Origin of the sequence: Lysinibacillus sp. NPDC097287 (assembly GCF_044761695.1) — a bacterium.
Classification (GTDB): domain Bacteria; phylum Bacillota; class Bacilli; order Bacillales_A; family Planococcaceae; genus Lysinibacillus.
This window is the reverse complement of the sequence record NZ_JBIWCX010000002.1, coordinates 322,301-336,285: the sequence shown is the minus strand read 5'-3', so window position 1 is coordinate 336,285 and position 13,985 is coordinate 322,301. Positions and strand designations below refer to the sequence as shown.

At 34.5% G+C, this 13,985-nt stretch carries 11 protein-coding genes and 1 pseudogene; 7 read left to right on the top strand and 5 right to left on the bottom strand.

Annotated features, from left to right (window positions below):
- Positions 1–157 precede the first annotated feature (157 nt).
- From ACIQ2D_RS04640 to ACIQ2D_RS04630, 3 genes are read left to right on the top strand one after another with little or no spacing between them, the layout of a single operon-like run.
- Complete coding sequence (locus ACIQ2D_RS04640) at positions 158–340, top strand: hypothetical protein (RefSeq protein WP_402860103.1); 183 nt, start codon at positions 158–160, stop codon at positions 338–340.
- Entirely contained in the window at positions 321–1,727 is a 1,407-nt protein-coding gene (locus ACIQ2D_RS04635) for a recombinase family protein (RefSeq protein ID WP_402860100.1), read from the top strand. Before ACIQ2D_RS04640 ends, ACIQ2D_RS04635 begins: the two co-directional genes overlap by 20 nt.
- Positions 1,720–3,210, top strand: coding sequence for a recombinase family protein (locus ACIQ2D_RS04630; protein ID WP_402860097.1), 1,491 nt, complete (start codon positions 1,720–1,722; stop codon positions 3,208–3,210). The genes ACIQ2D_RS04635 and ACIQ2D_RS04630 overlap by 8 nt, the downstream gene beginning before the upstream one ends.
- Before the next feature lie 994 nt (positions 3,211–4,204).
- On the opposite strand, the gene ACIQ2D_RS04625 is transcribed toward ACIQ2D_RS04630, so the two are convergent.
- Positions 4,205–4,660, bottom strand: coding sequence for a hypothetical protein (locus ACIQ2D_RS04625; RefSeq protein WP_402860094.1), 456 nt, complete (start codon positions 4,658–4,660; stop codon positions 4,205–4,207).
- Positions 4,657–5,049, bottom strand: a complete 393-nt coding sequence (locus ACIQ2D_RS04620) for a hypothetical protein (protein WP_402860091.1) — start codon at positions 5,047–5,049, stop codon at positions 4,657–4,659. Before ACIQ2D_RS04620 ends, ACIQ2D_RS04625 begins: the two co-directional genes overlap by 4 nt.
- A 292-nt stretch (positions 5,050–5,341) precedes the next feature.
- Here ACIQ2D_RS04620 and ACIQ2D_RS04615 point away from each other — a divergent pair, with 292 nt between their 5' ends.
- Positions 5,342–5,674, top strand: coding sequence for a DUF771 domain-containing protein (locus ACIQ2D_RS04615; protein ID WP_053582565.1), 333 nt, complete (start codon positions 5,342–5,344; stop codon positions 5,672–5,674).
- A gap of 138 nt (positions 5,675–5,812) precedes the next feature.
- Positions 5,813–6,928 carry a site-specific integrase gene (locus ACIQ2D_RS04610; protein WP_402860088.1) on the top strand — a complete coding sequence of 372 codons (1,116 nt, stop codon included), beginning with the start codon at positions 5,813–5,815 and terminating at the stop codon, positions 6,926–6,928.
- A gap of 247 nt (positions 6,929–7,175) precedes the next feature.
- Here the strand turns inward: ACIQ2D_RS04610 and ACIQ2D_RS04605 are convergent, their stop codons facing one another.
- Positions 7,176–8,597 carry a DNA integrity scanning protein DisA nucleotide-binding domain protein gene (locus ACIQ2D_RS04605; protein WP_402860085.1) on the bottom strand — a complete coding sequence of 474 codons (1,422 nt, stop codon included), beginning with the start codon at positions 8,595–8,597 and terminating at the stop codon, positions 7,176–7,178.
- A gap of 217 nt (positions 8,598–8,814) precedes the next feature.
- On the opposite strand from ACIQ2D_RS04605, the pseudogene ACIQ2D_RS04600 reads away from it, so the two are divergent.
- A pseudogene (locus ACIQ2D_RS04600) lies at positions 8,815–9,766 on the top strand (IS3 family transposase).
- Between the two features lie 850 nt (positions 9,767–10,616).
- Here ACIQ2D_RS04600 and ACIQ2D_RS04595 read toward each other — a convergent pair.
- A complete protein-coding gene (locus tag ACIQ2D_RS04595; protein WP_402860082.1) occupies positions 10,617–12,020 on the bottom strand; it encodes an aminotransferase-like domain-containing protein in 1,404 nt (467 codons plus the stop codon).
- 131 nt (positions 12,021–12,151) lie between these two features.
- Between ACIQ2D_RS04595 and ACIQ2D_RS04590 the strand changes: the two genes are divergently transcribed.
- Positions 12,152–13,315 (top strand): aminotransferase-like domain-containing protein, encoded by a 1,164-nt coding sequence (locus ACIQ2D_RS04590; RefSeq protein ID WP_402860079.1) that lies wholly within the window; start codon positions 12,152–12,154, stop codon positions 13,313–13,315.
- A 95-nt stretch (positions 13,316–13,410) separates the two neighbouring features.
- Here ACIQ2D_RS04590 and ACIQ2D_RS04585 read toward each other — a convergent pair whose 3' ends face one another.
- Positions 13,411–13,533 (bottom strand): hypothetical protein, encoded by a 123-nt coding sequence (locus ACIQ2D_RS04585; protein ID WP_402860076.1) that lies wholly within the window; start codon positions 13,531–13,533, stop codon positions 13,411–13,413.
- Between the last annotated feature and the right edge of the window lie 452 nt (positions 13,534–13,985).

The window sequence follows — 13,985 nt, the reverse complement described above, 5'->3', positions numbered from 1 at the left end:
ATTAAGATTTTAATTAAACCTTCGACTAATGAGGAGAGTGTTCAATTACGACTTCCATTAAAAGATTAGCTTACTAGAAACAAAATTATACTTTTTTTCAAAAATGCATAAAACACATCTTCTCAGGTCAATGCTGAGTACAAAGGAGATGTGTTTTATGCGAAAAAAAATTAATTTAAGTTTAGGAACCGAGCATAATTCTGCAACGGATAAATGGATTCAACTGCTCATTCAACGAATTATTGTCGAGCAGCTTGATGTTCCTGTTCAGCTAAAGGCAAGGTTACTACACCAAACACTATTAAAAGAAAGAAATGAGGATGATGACTATCAAAAATAAAAAATATGTAGTCTTTTTTAGACGGGTTAGTTCAAAAGGACAAGATTTATCAATGCAAGAATCAGCAGATTATCCATTTCGACAACAATTTCTCCCTAAAGAAATAAAGATTATTGAAGAACATGGCGTTTCTGCAAATAAGTTACGTATATCCGAACGTCCTAAAATGCAGGAATTAATCCAGATGATTCGTAATAACGAAGTGGATGCAATTTATGCCTTTGATCGGTCTCGTCTATTTAGAGATTTTTATGAAGCCAAAGAATTCATTTCAATCTGTCGAGAAAATAATGTACGTATTTTTTATACATCCACCGATAATGGTCAACCAGCGACAAATAACCCACTTGTAGAAGGGGTTTTAAATATTGCTGGGGATATTGAAGGTAAAAATATTGCCAGAAGAACGAAAGAATCAAGAAGAAGATTCCCTCCTAAAAAGTTGGGTTATATAAAATCAAAAGAAGCCCGGCAGTATATTAAGGATCCCACTAGAGCAACGATTCTTTATCAGTTTTTTACCGACTTCATGGAAATAAAATCATTTGGCGAGTTGGATGATTTATTGCAAAAATATAAAAGTGCTCTAAAAACTAGCTCTGAAACTCTTTTAAAGATTCTCAGTGACCCCTTTTATGCTGGATATGAACTAAGTTCAGGTAAAAACAAATTAGTTCACATAGATCCATATCTGACTATTTCTCAATTCGAAAAATTACAAGAAAAAGGGTCTCTACTCTCGAAATACCAAGAAAAGAAAGCAAATCTAAAGAAGAAAGACACTTTCCAGCCTTGTTGTGGTTATTGTAAAAAGCCCATGAACTTCCGTTTTAATATTATTGAAGATAATGCTTGGTATACGTGCTCTAATAAACATCCGAAAGTGGCACTATCTGTTGACGATTTATCCGCCATCAGCATCCACATTTTAGAATATATCATTAATGGATTGGACACTAATAAATTGATAAAAGACTCTAAACAATACTTTCAATCAATCAAAGTAACTTTTGATGATGAATTGAAAATAATAAAAAAGAAAAGGAGCAAAGTTGCAGAAAAAATCATTCTAAATAACGACGATCTCTATAATTGGAAAGAACATCCTCTTTATTTACCGTTCGTAAAATTGGAACAAGAGCTAAATGAGTTACAATCAACAATAACAGAAACCGAAAAGCTATTAATAGATAATAAAAAGATAGTAACTGATTTAACTGATTACCTAAATAGCGGTAAAATTTCGAATCCATCCTTTCTTTATTCTAGGTTGATAAAAAGCCTATACGTATATGTAAATGAAGTAGATATGGAGATTAGTCTAATTGATTATCTAAAATATTTACCCACAACAGTAATTTATGAAGAAGGGACATTCTATGGATAAGATAGCTTTGGGTTATATTCGACGTTCATCGCATAAACAGCTAGAAAACAACAGTATTGAAATTCAAAAGCAATATATTCAAGAGTATGCTAGTCGAAAACAACTTCACGTACCGGATGAATACCTTTTTATAGATGATACAACAAGCGCATACAAAAAAAAGGCAAATGAACGTAAAGAGCTTATGCGATTAGCAGAAAAAATGATTGAATTGGATATTTCGACTGTTATTTTTCATGATACTTCACGAATGGATCGAACTGGGTACTCTTTTACAACCCAATTTTATCGTCCATTAATTAAAAAAATACCCTCTTTAGTAGTGCATTTAACAACTCAAGATGAACCCTTTGATCCTGAAAGTACCGCAATGAAAATGAATTTTCTTCTGTCTGAACACGAATCAGTAGTTAAGTCTGAACAAGCAACCGCTAATTTAATAAAAGATTTAGAAAATGAAAGTGTCTATAGACCCGGTGCTAGAACACCATATGGTTATACACAAAAAGATAAAAATTTGTTCCCAAATGAAAATGCTGAAATTGTATCGTTTATTTTCTATTTATATAGCTGGGGTTATTCGTTACAAAAAATTGCATTTCTTTTAAATGAAGCAGATATTCCATCCCCTAAAGGCAAGAAATGGGCAACTAGTTCAATTGAGAATATTCTCAAAAACACTGTTTACACTGGTGACTTAACTTGGCAAGTTTATTTACAAGAAGAAGGCAAGAAACATTTTATCTTTGAAAATGCTCACGAGCCAATTGTTGATGAGTTCATTATTGAATTACACCAACTAAATAAGTCAGTTCAAAAAAAATATGGAAGACTTGATACACCATTTTTATTTCATAAAAAAGTGAAATGTCGAGATTGTCATCAAGTTTTAGTAACCCAAAATGGTTCAACTAAAAATAACGCACACAATTATCAGTACTACTATTATGTTTGTAAGAAATGTAATTACAAAGTCGCAGCTACGGAAGTACACGAAAATCTTATGCCCCTAATATTGGACTATATTCATCGTCTTGTTTTACAGCAAGATTTTAAACAACAAACATTAGATTTCCTAATGCGAATGAATAAAGACGTAGAGGTACAGGTTTTAAATATTGAAAAGAAGATTTCTAATTTGACGCAAAAAACGAAAATTGCACAAGAACTGAATGACCGTGAATTGGAGCTTGAGATTTTATCTTTTCTCGAACAATATCATTGTGAATTAAGCAATTTACATTCTGTCCGTGTTAATTTAACTAAGACACATCAAGCTGTCGTTTCTAACCATTTTTTCTCTCGTTTCCATAACACGCTAACTCACAATATGGGTGGTATTGAAACACGATTAATCATTCTTTATTTTGTTGATTACATTCAGTTATCATCCGAATTTAAAACAAAAATTCAATATAAAATGAATATCTTTGATGAATTTTTACCCACTATAGATGAATTACCGAAATCTCAAAAACGTTGATTGGATAAATTACCGAATACTTATTGATTATTAGATGAACAAAAAATTAGATTAATGGTAAATCCCTTGTTCCAAGGGGGTTTACCTTATATTTTTTCGACAATCTATCCATATTGGGATACCAATACGGATAGATTATCGAAATGTTAATTATAGTTTGGACAAATTACCGAAATTTATACAATAAATCAATATGGTATGAAAAGAGACGTTTCAATTCATCCGGCTACATACGAGTATGGCTGTAAACCAGATAAAGAAGTTATACGGCCCTTAAAAATATGTACTTTCCATTTATCAAAAGACACGTATCCTTTGGTTAAAAAGTGGGATTACGATGATGAAGCATAAATTATCTTGGTTATATCCGCAAAAGATGCTTAACAATATCCAACATAACGCCATCTATTCAAGTCTGCTCTTCATTCGCTTAGTGACTTAATTGTTTAGCTATAGAAGAATAGCACATGCGAAACAAAAAGAAGAATAAAGCTAAACTATTATTCTTCTTATATGCTTTTAATTAACGTAAATAGGTATTAGTTGTCTAATTAACTATTTTGAAGTTCTTCTTCAGTTATTACCCGCGTTCCTGCTATTTCAACTGCCCCTATCTTCATAACTCCAACTTTTTCACCAATGATCAAATAATCGGTTATTGAAGATACTTCCGCTAAGACAGTGCCACCTCTAGATTCAATTTCTTCGTAAGGTATTGAAAGCTCACCGATGATGACGAATTTTTTCCATCATAAATAATTCCAGCTTTTGAGTGAATAACTGAATTATAGTCAAGTTCTTTAATCAAATGAAACTCCTCCTAATAGATTATTATTGGAGGAAGCCCATAGTGTCGGTTATTTAAACATAAATTTGTAGGAGACTTTACTCTATTTTACTGTGGAAAACTATACGGGAGTGCTCGTTTCTGAATCGACAAGATGAGAGTCACTGGTTCACGATACAAGACCATCATTTTAAACTCATTTATCTTCTAATAATCATACTCCCACCAATCCACCGCAGCTTTCCGCTCCGCTCCTTCACTTACAAACTCAATAATAAAACGCGAATTTTTGAATTCGCTCGATTTTAAAATTTCTTCTAAGTAACCTAGTAGTTCTTCCAGCACTTCTCGATAATCAAAAAGGTATTGATGTATGTGCTCGCCTAGTTGCCAGATTAATATCGTCTCATTATGTAATATTGCACTCAGCTTCCAACACCACTTCTCTAATCCCTCACGCGTTAGTTCTTGATATCCTAGCACACCATCCCAAAAAGTTGTTTCAAAGCCAACTAAATCAGTCCATACATACGTTGTTGCATTCAGTAAATAAAATGTTTTTGTCTTCTTCAGGTGCAAACAGTTCAGAGCCACTTCATACATCGGTGCCCCTTCTCCCAGTATTTCACGAACTTTTCCATTATCAACACAGTAGATATTCATCTATACCCCGTCCCTTCTAAAAACGACATTTGAATAAACCATACTTTGTTAGTCTCCTGAAATGGATCTTCTAAAAGAAAATGACATACAGCTATCAATTCCACCAAGCCTTTTTCGAAATCTTTTAGAGTTAGTAGTGCCTTGTAATCACGGATAATCATTTTAAAGTAAGAACGATTTTGCATACATTTTTCTAAATGACTCACTAGCTGCGCTATCTCTGGTCTAGATAAATCTATTACCGCCCTTTGCTTTGACTCTTTCATTGATTTTATTATTGCCAATACAATACTTGCATTTATCGTTAAGCTACATACATAATTCGCATCATACATGCGACTATTAGCGATAGTTCGTTGATGATGTTTCTGTACTTGATAAAAATACATTTCATCTCCTCCTTTTCCGTCCTAATCTACTCAATTTTTAAAAATAATCAATAAAACGAACACCATTTATATAAAAAACGAAATCAAAGGAATTTTTAAATCAGAAACAAACTACTTAAACCGTTTCTTTCTCTCGTTTAAACACCTTTTCGGTAAAAATAAGATTATCGTTAATATTTATAGTATCTGCCGTTGTTTTTTCATACCCCGTAGAATCTAATGTACTCGAAATCATTCAGTGATTATTTATTTTGATTGGATGGTTTAAATATTTTAGTAGAGGAAGAGTCAAATGCAACAAAAATTAAACTTAAATGTTACTGTTCAAATTCCTGAGGGGTATGTCATTGTCGACAAATTCGAGCTAGAGGAATTACAGAAAAACCAATTAGACGGTGTTTATTGGTCAATGCAAGATCTACAGGGCCACGTAAATAGGAAACAAGATTGGATCAAAGAGAACATCCTCTATATCCCTAAATTCAAAAAAGAGCTCGATGCATCGTTAGGAGGGTTCGTCTTTTATCCCTATAAAAAAGGACAGCCATGGAGTTTCCATGCAAAGAGAATGATGAAATTTTTAGATGAAAATTTTAGTGCCATTCATGATTCCAAACAAAAATAATAAATTTTATAGAGTCAACGAGAGCAATTATTTCGAGAATGAGTGGCTAGTTTTTAACTCACTAAAGTAGTGGGAATACTGTAGCTATTACTGAAAATTATAATTGACACTTGATGTGTCGAAACGGAGGAACAAACAATGGCAAGTATCACAAAACGTGGAAACACTTGGCAATATACTGTAAGCTATATGGACGATGGAAAATATAAACCGATTCGTAAAGGGGGATTTCGCACTAAAAAAGAGGCGTCTGGAGCAGCAGCACTAGTTGAAGCAAATATAGCTCAAGGGATTATTGGTATCAAAAAGGATATAGCCTTCGCTCAGTACTTTTTAGAATGGTATCAGACTTATAAGTTGGATGTTGAAAATATTACCTTAAAATCGTATTTTGCTACGTACAATAAGATTCTTAAACATTTTAAAGAAACGCCTCTTCAAAAAGTCACAAAGCGAGATTATCAAAACTTCCTAAATGCCTTAGGTGAAACAAGTGCAAAGGATACTAATCGAAAGCTAAATGGTTACATTCGTACCTGTTTGAAGGAAGCAATAGATGAAGGACTATTAAGAAATGATTTTACTCGAAATGTCACTGTCACAGGTTCATCCGGCAAAAAAAGTTCTGAAAAATTCCTTGATTATACAAGCAGCCAATTGCTACTACAAGATTTACACAAAAATATTGCCCATGGGATTGAAAATATTATGCTAATTTTAGCTCTATCTACAGGACTACGATATGGGGAGTTAATCGGCTTATGTATTAACGACTTAGACTTTAAAAACAATCGCATTAAGGTACATCGTCAATGGAAGTATAAAGAAGGCGGTGGTTTTGGTCCCTTAAAAACCGAAAAGTCGGAGCGGACTATTAGTATTGATAAACTAACAATGAAGGCTTTAAAGAAGCACCTAATTACCGTAAAAAATGATCCAGCGAATGTGCATAACTTAGTTTTCTTTGAACCATCTTCGGATATCTCTGTTGTCACAAACGACAGACTAAATGATGCCCTTCGCTCTATTTTAAAACGCTTAAGTATTAAACCACTTATTACTGCCCATGGACTACGACACACGCACTCGAGTATCCTACTATACAAAGGTATTTCGATTTTATATGTATCAGAACGTCTAGGACACTCTAACATCGACATTACAACATCTACGTATGCACACGTCTTGAAAGAGTTGCGGGAACGTGACTCTGAACAGACTAGTAACATCTTTGAACAACTTCTTGTTGTGTAGATACATCGTTTTCTAACGTTTATAAAGAAGCAAACGAGAGGCTTTCCCTATTTTTAGGGAAAGCCTCTCGTTAACAGTTATTTCTTTTAAATGTTTCCGAATCTGCAAAGTAATATCCCCAAAGTGTACATTCATCACGAACAGAAGAGGTCCGTAACTCAACATCCCTAATAATGGACAGTGAAGGCTAAATCGCCATAAAAGCAGGTGACCATTGAAGTCTATATTAATTGAAGGACAGATGATTTTAAACTAAAATTTCATCTTTAACAGTTTTCTTATATGTTGATAACACATCAATATAACCGTCTTCTGAAACTACAACTATCATGCAAGGAATTTCATTATCCCTTTTGGTCTTCAAATACCGTTGTGCAGAATTAAATCTAGCTCCCCTTGCTGGATCTCCTTCTGTACTTTCTCCGTCTAATATTACTCCAAATGAATGACAGATACCATCAGTGTCAATTATTATTGCACCATCAATTTCCGAGAAATTCAAAATGTTTTTAGGGGGTATATATGTCCTGGAAATTAAAGTACTTGAATGTTGTAATCTATCTGCTTCCTTATGAGCGGTTAATGTATCTAATATAACCACCATGGTACCTTTCTTTTGTTTTTTTGCATTTTCTACAATTTCACTTATATTATTATCACTAGAATGTGCTTTGTTAAAGGTAAGGTTGAATTTCTCGTTAAAAAATTTAATGTCATTTGTAGTGTCTATAGGAAACTTTAATTGTAAATGTTCAAAGTAAAATATTGGCTTATTGTTAGACACTCTGCACTCCCAAGAGAAAAAGCCTTTAAAAGAGATATAAATATCTTCTTCATCTAATTGTATTTGATCGGATTCTATAATTTTATATCCACTGACTGTAAAACTACGTGTATCAATAACTAAAATAAGGTTATTATTTGTAGTTTCTAATAGCTTTCGGATTCGCTTATGATCATTAATAGATATCCTATCCTTTAGCTCAATATCAATATCACAATTTAAAAGATTCATTTGACGCAGTAACATACGACCTCTACATTCATTTCCTTCATATTTTAAAGAAGAAATTATATGTATATCATTTATAGTATTATTTAAGCTACTATGAATACAAGATGCTGCCTTCCTACCAATTTCATCATATGTATTATCCTCCCAGTGATGTTGCCACTCTTGTTGTAATCTAAAATACAAACTATTTCTATTTTCTACTTTACTACTATTAAACAATAGTATAGGAATCTCTAGATATTGAGATTCAGAATTTAATCTAGCACGACCAGCCCATATTGTGTAATTTTCGAGATCAATCATGTTATCCAAGTCACAAATATCAGGATCTAAACAATTGTATAACTCAATACATAAATCATTTAAAGTAAATTCTGTTTGATCAATATTAAATAATTTCATAGTATGGATATAGTATTCATTCAATTGCTGAGAAAATACTGAATTAGGAAATATATAAGAACCTTCCGCGTTTACTTTAAAATAAACTAAAGTATTAAAGTCATATTCAATTCTCTCTATTGGTATTTTTAAAAAGTAGATATCTTCAAAGCAATTAAAAAAATTATTACTTGAATCAAACTTTTTAAATTCTGACCTTAATTTATCTCTGAAATTTGTAAGATTAAGCGCTTCTATTTGATTGAAATTCATATTAAAATTCTCTTTCCTGTATGTATTTATGATACATATTAGCATATAGTTATTTCTACAATCATAAAATAGAGTATTTCACTTTTTCAGTTTATTTTATTAGTTGATTTGATTTCATAATTTTGGGGCCTAATGGCTCTGGATAGGCTACACTAAGTTGGACAGATGTAATAAGGGCCAGTAAACTTAGACTATAAACTTAAGGGAGCGTGCTACTATGACACGTCAACGTCGAACCTTTACACTCGAATTTAAACCACAACTTGTGATGCTTTATGAAAATGGTAAATCTCGTGCAGACATTGCTAGAGAGTATGATATTACGCCTTCTGTGTTAGATCGCTGGATTAAAAACCATCATGAAACAGAGGTTCACTCGCTGCCAAAGATAATCGCCCTGAAGAAGAAAACGAACTAGCTCAATTACGCAAAGAAAACCAACGTTTATTGATGGAAAATACTATTTTAAAGCAAGCAGCGCTGATCATGGGACGTAAATAGATATGATTCGAAATAACGCTCACAAATATTCTGTTTCAGCAATGTGTGACGTCCTTGATATTCTGAAAAATACATATTACTATCATGCCGATTTAAGTGGCAAACGTGCGCTTAGAACTGAAGAAGAAGAGATTGTCACAGAAATTACCTGTATTTTCAAAGAAAGCCGTAATAATTATAGTACGCGTAAAATCAAGAAGGAACTGAGTAAATTTCCAGATCCAAATTACGTAACATGTCGTCGAATTGGTCGTTTAATGAAGGGTCTTGGTCTTGGGCTCGTATCAAACTATACAGTAGCAAAGTATAAGACGCATAAATCAACGTTTAATGTAGCACCAGTTAAAATGAGTTACAGCATCAGTTTGAGCAAGAAGAGCTACTGGCTGTCATCGTCAGCGATTTAACATACGTTCGTGCCGGTAAGAATACAAACACAGAACTTGTGTATCAAGCGATTGCGAGGATCACTGAGCATGAAAGGATACCCTTATGACAACGCTGTGGCTGAAGCGACGTTTAAAGTACTTAAAACAGAATTCGCTATCGGAGCTCATTTCTCTTCTCTTGAACAGCTGGCTCTTAAGCTTGATGATTATGTTCATTGGTTCAATAACATTCGAATTCATGGCACACTAGGCTATTTAACACAAGTGGAATTCAAGTAACAGATCTTATAATTTTTGTTCAGTTTTTATTGACATTCCATAATTAAAGTATTCTCAACCTTGGTCACAAAAAATCAGAGAAGTTCGATTTCGAACAGACAAGTAGCTTCTTCTTACCACTTTTGGTTGTGTAGAAAATGTGTAGAAACTTTTCATTTTCTATCCTTTTCTAACGTATTGTCAAAAAAAGGAAAAGCGCTTCAAACCCTTGATACTAAAGGATTTGAAGCGCTTTTCAGTTGGTTCAAACTTGTTCTATCTGAACCTCGATACGTCCCAGGAGGGATTCGAACCCCCGACCGACGGCTTAGAAGGCCGTTGTTTATCTTTATTAATAGGTAGGAAAGGATATTGCCTTCCGCACTGGAAAAACAATCAAAAAAACACCAAAATAGTTCAAAAACACCTCAATATTGAGCTATTTATGCTTCTCTAATTACGCTTCAAAACAAAAGAAATAAGACAATGGACTTATGCCTATTTTGATAAAACAACCTAAAAAAAATTGAATTCGCTCGAAAAAATGTTCTTTTGTATACTTTTTTCTTCCTATCTTTGAATCATCTGGCTCTTTGATCTTTCTTCAAGCCACATTTTTTCACCAAAATAATTCGTGTTCTTTTTCGTTTTAACACACGGAAATTTTAACAGTAACTTAAACAAACTCGAGTTTGTTCAAACTCTCAATTTCGATATACAACATATTTTTAAATAAGCGCCATCTCAGGTCTTTAGCCCCGTTTGCCACTTATTTATTTTTAAGTCGTATATCGATTTTGTTAAACGAGCTTTTCCATGTTTTAAAAATACTTTATTAAATTTGCCGCCCAGTCCGAAACTATATTCCCACTCAATCAACAAAAGCATAATCCCCATCACTCTCCAACAATTCCTTCAACACCTTCAACCCCTGCTCAAGCTCCACACTACTTTCCGGTGCAGTCACCGCCAAACGCACCGCATTCACAGGTTTCGCATTTCCAACTGCAAAACGTTCTGCCGCGTACACTTGTACACCTGCTTTTGACGCGAGTAATTCAAACTGCATACCTGTAAATTTCTCCGGCAATAGGAGCCATCTAAAAATACATTCCGCATCCCCTAGTACTTGGTAGTCACCTAAGTAATGATCAACAAGGGTGTTTTGCTCTTTGGTATATGAGCGCTGCTTTTCTAAAATTGTATGGGTGATTCCTTCTTGAATGAGCCTAGACGCTAGTTCCACCATCATTACTGATACGGAAATATTCATATTATAAAGCGTCTCTACAATTTTCTTTTTATAAGCTACTGGTGTGACGATAAACGCTAATCGTAGTCCTGGTGAAATGGCTTTTGACATACTTGCGATATAAATCACCTGTTCCGGTGCATAGCTAGCAATCGGTGCTACAAGATTTTCTTTTAAAAGACTATAAATGGCATCTTCAATCACGATTAAGCCCGTCTTCCTTGCAACTTCACCTATCATTTTTCTTGTTTCCACAGACATCGTATGTGTAGTTGGATTATGAAAATCAGGAATAACATATAAGCCTTTAATATGCTCATTTTTGCAGGCATACAAAAGCCCTTCCTTTGTTATTTCTCCGTTCTTTTGCTGAATTGCCACTAGCTGAATACCTAGCATATTGGCTGCTGTTTTAATGCCAGCATAGGTAATGGGATCGGTCCCTATCCGATCTCCCGGTTGAAATAGTCCGAGTAACGACCCCACAATCCCATTTTGCCCACCTGCTGCTAGTATGATTGGTTGGTCTGTTTGATAGCCTACCTTTTCAAATAGACTCTTTGCCGCTTCTGTCTGCCACGCACTGCCCTCAGGTCGGCCGTACTGAAACAGCTTACTGAAGTTCGGATTACTCAACATTTTTTTCATATACTGTGAAACTTCTTCATTCCCAATATTTGCGGGTAGCACAGAGCCCATTTCAATCATGTGGGAAGAACTACTTGTTGGTAGCAGCATTTTATTCGTTGCCGCATCCGAGGAAACAAATGTGCCACTCCCAATGGATGCATAAATAAGCCCCTTTTGTCCGCACAATTTGAATGCGCGTGAAATCGTACTTAAATTGACATCCAAAAAATCGGCTAGCTCTCGTTGTGGAGGGAGCTTTGTCCCAGGTGCTAGTCTTCCTTCTATAATATCTTGCTGTAACTGATCTGCTATTGCTATATAAAGTGGTACCGAAACATTACTTAAATCAGGCTTCCAACTCATTGGATACTCATCAAATGAATTTACGGGCATAGTTGGTTACTCCTTTATGTACTTAATTTGCATACAATATTATAATTGTCTTGCATACAATCATAATATTGTATGCACTTGATTACAATGGTATAATTTCTAAAAAATCAGAAAACGAGGAATGGTACATTATGCAATACTCAGAAAGAATTTTAAATACCCCATCATCATTTATCCGCAATATCTTGAAAGTGACAGATTCAAAAGACGTGATTTCTTTTGCAGGCGGGCTTCCAAATCCAATCTCATTCCCAATCGATGCATTAAAAGCATCTGTTGACCATGCGATTAGTGAGAATGGTAGTAAGCTATTCCAATATTCTTCAACTCAAGGCTATGCGCCGTTACGTGAATACATCGCAGCAAAATATCGACGCGTACATGGATTAGATATTCAAGCAGAGGACGTATTTATCACAACAGGTTCACAACAAGCACTAGAATTGATCGGTAAAGTACTGATTAACAAAGGCGACGGTATTATCATGGAAGAACCAGGTTACCTAGGGGCTATTCAAGCATTCACCCTAAGCCAACCAACATTCTACCCAGTAACGCTTGAAAACGATGGTCTAAACCTAGAAGAGCTAGAAAATGCGCTACAACAAAAAAATGTAAAATTCGTATATACAGTACCAAACTTCCAAAATCCAACTGGTCTTACATACTCAAAAGAGAAACGTGAGCAAATTTGCGAAATCATTTCAAAATACGATGTAGCATTAATTGAAGATGATCCATACGGTGAACTTCGTTTCCAAGGTGAGCCACTTCCATACATCGGTGCTGGTAAATTAGAAAACAGTGTTTTACTGGGTTCATTCTCTAAAACTGTAACACCAGGTATGCGTCTAGGCTTCATCATTACGAAAAACAAAGAATTAATGCAGCATATTGAAACAGCAAAACAAGCAACTGACTTGCATACAAACATTTTCTCTCAATACGTGATTTATGATTACTTAGCTAACAATGAATATACTGAACACGTAAATAAAATCATTGCTCTCTACAAAGAACAATCAGATGCAATGCTTGCTGCCATGGATGAGTTCTTCCCTAAACACGTAACGTACACAAAACCAGAGGGTGGGATGTTCATTTGGGCAACGTTGAATAACGGAGCTTCTGCGCTAGAAGTGTTTGAAAAAGCAATGGAGCAAAAAGTTGCATTCGTGCCCGGTGACCCATTCTATACATCGAAAACAGGTGTTAACACAATGCGTCTAAACTACACAAATGCCACACCTGAAGTTATTCGTGAAGGTATTAAACGGTTAGGCAGTATCCTATAAAACCGATTTGGCGTCTCCTATTTTTGAGACGCCTTTTCTTATGTATAAAAAAATCCCGTAGCTTAGAATCGCTACGGAATACTTAAAAGAGGGTACTATTTTGTATAAGTTAAGACAGCGTTTTTGTTGAATCCTGCCAATGCTTTTATCGCTTCATCTTTGTTTGTATATTCAAAAATACGATAACTCTTTTCCTCAAATACAGTAATAACCCACATTATAAAGTCCCCCTTTTTTGTAATATAACAATCACTTAAAATGTGATACATATGTCGAACTGACTTATTATAACTCCTTGCTTGATTCCTATCATATGCTAAAGTATTTCAACAAGGAAGGCACATGTGAAGTTTTTCACAAACCATTCAAATACAAAACGCTTTCATATGAACAATTTGTGAAAACTGAAATTTCTAATGCATAGAGGTTCTATCTTGGTTACCAACTTAAACAAGCAAAGGTCGATTATTTCAACGAATATGTTGGAGTATGCCTTACTACACGGTGAGAGCACGGCGCTTCCTTAAAAGTCATGAAAAGTATCAAATCGGTGTTCAATCCAATTAATAGGATGAATCCTGAGAATAATTTCAACCTATGTTTTAATGCTTGAGCGAACTCAAGGACTTGTTGTTTTACCTCGGTTCTAGGTTGAGCGGCCTTGGCTCCA

Excerpts from the sequence above, each read along its gene's own strand:
- ACIQ2D_RS04605 (WP_402860085.1), bottom strand. The coding sequence starts at position 8,597 with ATGAATTTCAATCAAATAGAAGCGCTTAATCTTACAAATTTCAGAGAT.
- ACIQ2D_RS04630 (WP_402860097.1), top strand. The coding sequence starts at position 1,720 with ATGGATAAGATAGCTTTGGGTTATATTCGACGTTCATCGCATAAACAG.
- ACIQ2D_RS04640 (WP_402860103.1), top strand. The coding sequence starts at position 158 with ATGCGAAAAAAAATTAATTTAAGTTTAGGAACCGAGCATAATTCTGCA.
- ACIQ2D_RS04635 (WP_402860100.1), top strand. The coding sequence starts at position 321 with ATGATGACTATCAAAAATAAAAAATATGTAGTCTTTTTTAGACGGGTT.
- ACIQ2D_RS04610 (WP_402860088.1), top strand. The coding sequence starts at position 5,813 with ATGGCAAGTATCACAAAACGTGGAAACACTTGGCAATATACTGTAAGC.
- ACIQ2D_RS04620 (WP_402860091.1), bottom strand. The coding sequence starts at position 5,049 with ATGTATTTTTATCAAGTACAGAAACATCATCAACGAACTATCGCTAAT.
- ACIQ2D_RS04615 (WP_053582565.1), top strand. The coding sequence starts at position 5,342 with ATGCAACAAAAATTAAACTTAAATGTTACTGTTCAAATTCCTGAGGGG.
- ACIQ2D_RS04625 (WP_402860094.1), bottom strand. The coding sequence starts at position 4,660 with ATGAATATCTACTGTGTTGATAATGGAAAAGTTCGTGAAATACTGGGA.
- ACIQ2D_RS04590 (WP_402860079.1), top strand. The coding sequence starts at position 12,152 with ATGCAATACTCAGAAAGAATTTTAAATACCCCATCATCATTTATCCGC.
- ACIQ2D_RS04585 (WP_402860076.1), bottom strand. The coding sequence starts at position 13,533 with ATGTGGGTTATTACTGTATTTGAGGAAAAGAGTTATCGTATTTTTGAA.
- ACIQ2D_RS04595 (WP_402860082.1), bottom strand. The coding sequence starts at position 12,020 with ATGCCCGTAAATTCATTTGATGAGTATCCAATGAGTTGGAAGCCTGAT.